We start from the raw sequence: 5,420 nt of genomic DNA on the forward strand, positions 1-5,420 counted from the left end.
GTGGACTTGCCGGAGCCGGAGGGGCCCATGATGGCGGTGAACTCGCCCTGCGGGAACGTCACGCTGACGTTGTCGAGCGCGACGACGCGGGTCTCCCCGTCCCCGTAGACCTTGTTGAGGCCGGTGGCGCGGGCGGCCGCCCGGCCGGTACGGACGGCGGTTGCGGACATCGTCACGGGGGAACTCCTGCGGGGACGGAACGGGATGATCGGGTTCCGTTCCATCCTCCCAATCCGTTCCGGTCCGAAGTGTCGCCCGCGGGTACGGCCGCCCCCCGCCGTCCCGACGGTCCGGCGGGGGGCCCGCTCCTCCTCAGGTATGACCTCGGTCCCTGAGGCGCCCGGGCTCCCCGCCGTCCGGCGGATCACTCGACCGCGACGCCCCAGCGCTGGGCGAGCCCGGCCAGGCCGCCCGCCACCGCCGTCCCGGCCGGGGCGAACCGCCAGTCGCCGCCCTTGCGGTGGAACGAGCCGATCACCAGGGCGCTGTCCGACACCCCGCCGGTGACGGCCGCCCAGTGCGCCGGGCCCTCGGCGCCGGGACCGAACGAGGCGGTCAGGGCCAGCCCGTGCACGTAGCCGAGCGGCAGCGCGGGCGACTCCTCCTCCTCGGTGGAGACCGCGACCACCACTTCGTCCACCCCCGCCGCCACCCGGCCCAGGTGCAGGCTGAGTTCGGCCTCCCGGGCGGGCTCGCCGGGGACCGAGCGGGTGGGGTGCAGGCGGACCGCGCCGTCCGGGTCCTGCGGGTTGTTGAAGAAGACGAAGTGCTCGTCGTCGAGCACCCGTCCGTCGGCGCAGAGGAAGGCGGAGACGTCGAGCTCCACGGCGTCCCCGCCGGCCGTGCGGCTCTGCCAGGAGAGCCGCAGGAGGGTCGGGCGCTCGTCCGGTTCGGCGCCGTCGGCCGGGGCGGGCGAGCCGTGGCCGGCTGCCCGACCGGCCCCGGGACGGCCGCCGTTCGCGCCGCCGCCGTCACCGCCGCCGTCGCCCTCGCCGTTCGCGCCGCCGCCGTCACCGCCGCCGTCGCCCTCGCCGTTCGCGCCGCCGCCGAGCCGGCCGCGCAGGCCCTGCTCGGCCAGCAGCTCGACCAGCTCCGGCCCGCTCACCAGCGTCAGCGGCTTGTTGCGGATGTACTCGTAGGAGCCGGGGCCGAAGCCGGCCGTGGTCACCAGGATCCCCTTGATCGCACCGTGGTGGCGCACGGTGGAGTCGAGGTCCCGGACGGCGGTGGGGGAGACCGTCGAGCGGTAGCGCTTGGCCTGGATGACGATCCGTCCGCCGGTCACCGGGTCGAGGTCCTCGGCGACCACGTCCACCCCGGCGTCCCCGCTGCGTGCCGTGGTCATCACCCGGAAGCCGCGCAGCCGGAACAGCTCGGCGATCAGCTCCTCGAACTCGATCGGGTCCATCTCGAAGAGGTCCGGCTCGTCCTCGCCGCCCTGACCGGCGACGTTGCCGCCGACCGTCTCCGGCAGCCGGTCCGGCCGGACCTCGTCCAGCCGCTCCGGCCGGGCGGACAGCACGCCGCCGAGCCCCTGGAAGCACTCCACGGCGGCCACCCGGTCCAGCGCCAGACCCGCGAACTCGGACCGGTCCACGGTCACCGTCGACAGGAAGCGCTCGGCCTCCCGGCCGGTGGCCGGGTCGATGCCGCGCACGAAGCCGTTCAGCACCACGGACGCCAACTTGCCGTCCGCGTCCGCCCGGAACAGTTCGGCCACCACCCGCAGCGCGCTCTGCGCCAGCACCTCGCGGTAGAGCGCCTTGCGCTCGGTGGCCGGCCGGGCCACCTCGGCCTCCCGGTCGTCCGACTTCACGTACCGCACCCGGCCGGCGGCCGGGACGACGTCCGGGCCGGGCAGCTCCCAGTTGACGACCAGTTGGCGGGTCGACGCCTCCCAGGCCGCGACCAGCCGGTGCGGGAACCCCTCCGGCCAGCCCGCCGAGGCGTACAGCACGGCGGTGAAGTACTCCTGCACCGCGTCCGGTTCGCCGTCGCGCAGCCGGCGCAGCAACTCCTGCGTCCGGGACGCCCGGTCCTCGTCCTGGCGGCGGTGCTGGGCCGCCCAGTCGAGGTACTGCCGGTGGTACTCGGCGAGCCGGCGCTGCCGGTCCGCCTCGGCCGCCTGCGCCGCGTACCAGTCCTGCTCGAACCGGGTCCGGGCCTGCGCCACGTACTGCTCGTACTGCTGGCGGACCCCCGGGTTGCGGGCCTGGGCGGGGGTCGGCGGCGGCACCTGGTAGTCCGCCTGATCGGGCATCGGCACCGGCTCGCCGAGCCGGCCCGGTTCGAAGGGCGGCAGCGCGGCGGGTGCCAGCAGGGCCTGCGGGCTGAACGCCGGCCGCCCCAGGCCCGCCGCCAGCAGTCCCTTCAACTCCTCGACCCGGTCGTCGAGTTCCGCCGTCCGCCGGGCCGCCTCCGCCTCCCGCGACTGCTGGTACGCCCGCACCGCCTCGCGCTCGCCCCGGGCGGCCGCCCGCTGGATCTCGCGCTCCTCGCGTTCGCGCCGCCGCTGCTCGGCCGTCTGGGCTCGCCACCGGGCTTCCTCCCGGCGCTGTTCCTGTCGCTGCGTCTCCGCCCAGACCGCCAGTACCCCGTCGTTCCGCCGCCCCGCCACCGTCCACCCCTTCGCTTCACGCCCGGCCGCGCCCGCGCGCCGCCTCCCGGCCGCGTCGTCGCCGCGCCCGCCACAATAGAACGTGGACGGGTGAACCGGCCAAGCGCCCATGACCTGCGACGGCGTCCGGCGGGGCCCGGCGTCGTCCGGCCGCCCGGACGACGCCTCTTGCGACGGCGTCGCGGGCGAGGAAGTGCCGGTGGGCGTCCGGTACTCGCCGAAGCCGAACTCCCGCCCGGCCGCCGGGCGCAGCCCGTGGTCCGACCGGGCACAGCATCGCCTCCGGGCCGGTGCGGCTGCCGACGAACTCCCGGTGGATGGCCGCGCGCGACCCTGCCGACACCTCGCCGGCGCTCCGCGGCTCGGCGGGCTGCTCGGAGACGACCCGGAGCGGCACGATCCCCCCGTGCGGCGCGGCGGCGCGGACCGACCGGTCGACGGTGGCCGGACCGTGGGCCTCGACCAGCTCGGCGCCGGTGCCTCCGGTCGGCTGCCGGCGCCGTGCGCGGCGCCGACCCCCGGCGGGGAGTGACGTGGTGGGGCTACCCGCCCGGGCGGACCGCCGCGTCCCAGCGCCAGTCGGTGCGCCGGGGGCGGCCGGGGAGGTCGCCGCGCCCGGTGGCCCAGAGCAGGGTCGGCCACGGTCCGGCGGCGCCGTCGGCCGGCACGTCGGGGAAGAGCCGGGCGAGGGTGCGCCGGCAGACGTCCGCCGGAGGCTCCCAGGCGAGGCCGAGCCCCTCGGCGACGTCGTGCAGGTGGACCAGCGTCTCCACCAGGCTCATCGCGGTGAACCCGGCCGGGTCGGCGAGGCCCCACGGGTGGTAGGCGCGGGTGTCCGGCGGGGCGGTGCGCGCCATCGCGACCATCAGCGCGCCGCTCGCCTCCAGGACCTGGACCAGCCCGTCCGGGCCGCTCTCGCGGTGCGCGTAGACGAAGCTGTTCGGCGCGCCCGGGGACAGCCGGACCGACCGGAACGGCACGTAGCGGTCCCGCGGCGGGTCCTGGGGGCCGAGCTGGGCCGCGTAGGCCAGCAGGTCGTCGGCCAGGTGCTCGACGGTGGCCCAGCAGTCCCAGCTGAGCGTTCCGGCGGGCCGGGACCAGTCGGCGTCCTCCGGCACGCCGCGCAGGGTGGCGGCGGCGAGCCGGAGGACGAGCGCGAGGTCGTCGGCGGTGACCGGGCCGGGGGCCGGGTCGGGGGCGGGGTTCGGCCCGTGGGCGCTGTCGATCATGGCGCCGACCGTACCCCGTGGCAGGTCGCCCGTGCGCGGGTGCCCGCGGGGAGCCCCGTCAGGCGGTGAGGGCGTCGGTGACCCCGACCAGGACGGCGCACACGTCCCGGGCGGCGGCCCGCATCTCCTCGCTCTCGCCGGGCCGCCGCACGAGGTCGGCCAGGATCAGCAGAGCGGCCCGCACGGCGCCCACGGGGACCTCGACGGTGCGCAGCGCGTCCAGCGCGTCGGCGGCCCGCTCCGCCGCGCTGCTGTCCCACGACTGCGTCAGTTCCACGGCCCGCGGGGTGCCTTCGGGGGGCGTGGACACGACGTGCAGGGCACGGGGCGGGTTCGTATGGCTCATGCCCGGAGCAACGACGGCGGGGCCCGGCCGGATGCCACGCGTACGGGTGATCACCGCGCCGGGCGCCGGGGCGGGCCGCCCCGAGGGGGCCGTCGTCGGCGCGCACGGGCGGACTGTCGGAGTGAGCGGGTAGCCTCGCTGGTTCGGACGGATGGACGGATGGACGGACGGGTGAGCCGGTGACGGGAGGGTGAGCGTGAAGGTGCCGCAGCAGGCGGGCGGCGGGTGGGTCTCCACCGGCCTGCACTGGCGCGACGGGCAGCCGGTGCTCCGCGCGGTCCACGGGCACCGGGTGCACGAGCGGGTGGTGGTGCCCGGGGCGGAGATCGGCTGGCTGATCGGCGGGCCGCGCCGCTGCACCGGCGCCCTGCTGGTGGGGGCCACCGAGCGCACGCCGTGCCCGCACCACGCCGTCATCGGTCCGGACGGCGGCGCCGTCCAGTGCGCCGCCTGCCAGAGCGTCGACCGCGGGCTGGCGCTCGCCCGGGACCAGATCCTCGACGACGGGCGCACCTACCGCCTCTACCTCGCCTGGTTCGGCGAGGGGCTGCTGAAGGTGGGCCTGACCGGGGAGTCGCGCGGCACCGCCCGGCTGCTCGAACAGGGCGCGCTCGCCTGGACGTTCGCCGCCCGCGGCGCGCTGCCCGCCGTCCGCCGGGCCGAGCTGACCGTCGCCGCCTCGGGGATGGCCCGGGAGCGCTTCACGGGCCGGGTGAAGACGGCGCACTGGTGGCGGCACGGCGACGCGGAGTACCGCCGCGGGCTGCTGACCAGGGCCCGCGCCGCGGCCCACCGGCTGCTGGACGGGCACGCGGTGGAGCTGCTGCCCGACCACCCGGTCGTGGACCAGGTCGGGATCTTCGGGCTGGCCGACGGCGCGCCGGTGTCCTACGGGCACATCGACGCCCTCGCCCCCGGCGCGGTGGTGGCCGGTACGCTCCGCCCGCCGATCGGGCGCCATCTGCTGCTCGACCAGCCCGGCGGCGCCGAACCGCTGCTGCTCGACACCCGCAGACTCACCGGGTGGACGCTCGCCCCGGCGGCGGGCCGCCCGGTGTCGGGCCTGGTGGTGAGCCCCCGGACGCGCCCCGAGGAGCCGGACACCCAGGAGGCGCTGTTCTGATCCGACCGCGGCCTGTTCCGACCGCCGCCCGTGCTGACCCGTGGCCTGTTCCGACCGCGGCCTGTGCTGACCCGTGGCCCGTGCTGACCCGTGGCCTGTTCCGAC

At 77.2% G+C, this 5,420-nt stretch carries 5 protein-coding genes; 1 reads left to right on the plus strand and 4 read right to left on the minus strand.

Annotated elements, in window-relative coordinates; all coding sequences use genetic code 11:
• The 4 genes from ABT263_RS30730 to ABT263_RS30745 form a co-directional block, all read right to left on the minus strand.
• The coding region (locus ABT263_RS30730; RefSeq protein WP_352295376.1) for an ATP-binding cassette domain-containing protein at positions 1–176 on the minus strand (176 nt) is incomplete at its 3' end.
• A gap of 188 nt (positions 177–364) precedes the next feature.
• Positions 365–2,617: a restriction endonuclease gene (locus ABT263_RS30735; RefSeq protein WP_352295307.1), complete on the minus strand. Its 2,253-nt coding sequence runs from the start codon at positions 2,615–2,617 to the stop codon at positions 365–367.
• Between the two features lie 542 nt (positions 2,618–3,159).
• The gene (locus ABT263_RS30740) at positions 3,160–3,846 is read right to left on the minus strand and encodes a hypothetical protein (RefSeq protein WP_352295309.1); all 687 of its coding nucleotides are present in this window, start codon (positions 3,844–3,846) and stop codon (positions 3,160–3,162) included.
• A 58-nt stretch (positions 3,847–3,904) separates the two neighbouring features.
• Positions 3,905–4,123, minus strand: coding sequence for a hypothetical protein (locus ABT263_RS30745; protein ID WP_352295310.1), 219 nt, complete (start codon positions 4,121–4,123; stop codon positions 3,905–3,907).
• Between the two features lie 265 nt (positions 4,124–4,388).
• On the opposite strand from ABT263_RS30745, the gene ABT263_RS30750 reads away from it, so the two are divergent.
• Positions 4,389–5,315 (plus strand): DUF2797 domain-containing protein, encoded by a 927-nt coding sequence (locus tag ABT263_RS30750; protein ID WP_352295312.1) that lies wholly within the window; start codon positions 4,389–4,391, stop codon positions 5,313–5,315.
• Positions 5,316–5,420: the final 105 nt, after the last annotated feature.

The sequence above is a fragment of the Kitasatospora sp. NPDC001603 genome (genome assembly GCF_040298365.1).
Lineage (GTDB): Bacteria > Actinomycetota > Actinomycetes > Streptomycetales > Streptomycetaceae > Kitasatospora.

Bases quoted from the DNA above. Each gene is read 5' to 3' on its own strand.
- ABT263_RS30740 (WP_352295309.1), bottom strand. From the start codon at position 3,846: ATGATCGACAGCGCCCACGGGCCGAACCCCGCCCCCGACCCGGCCCCC.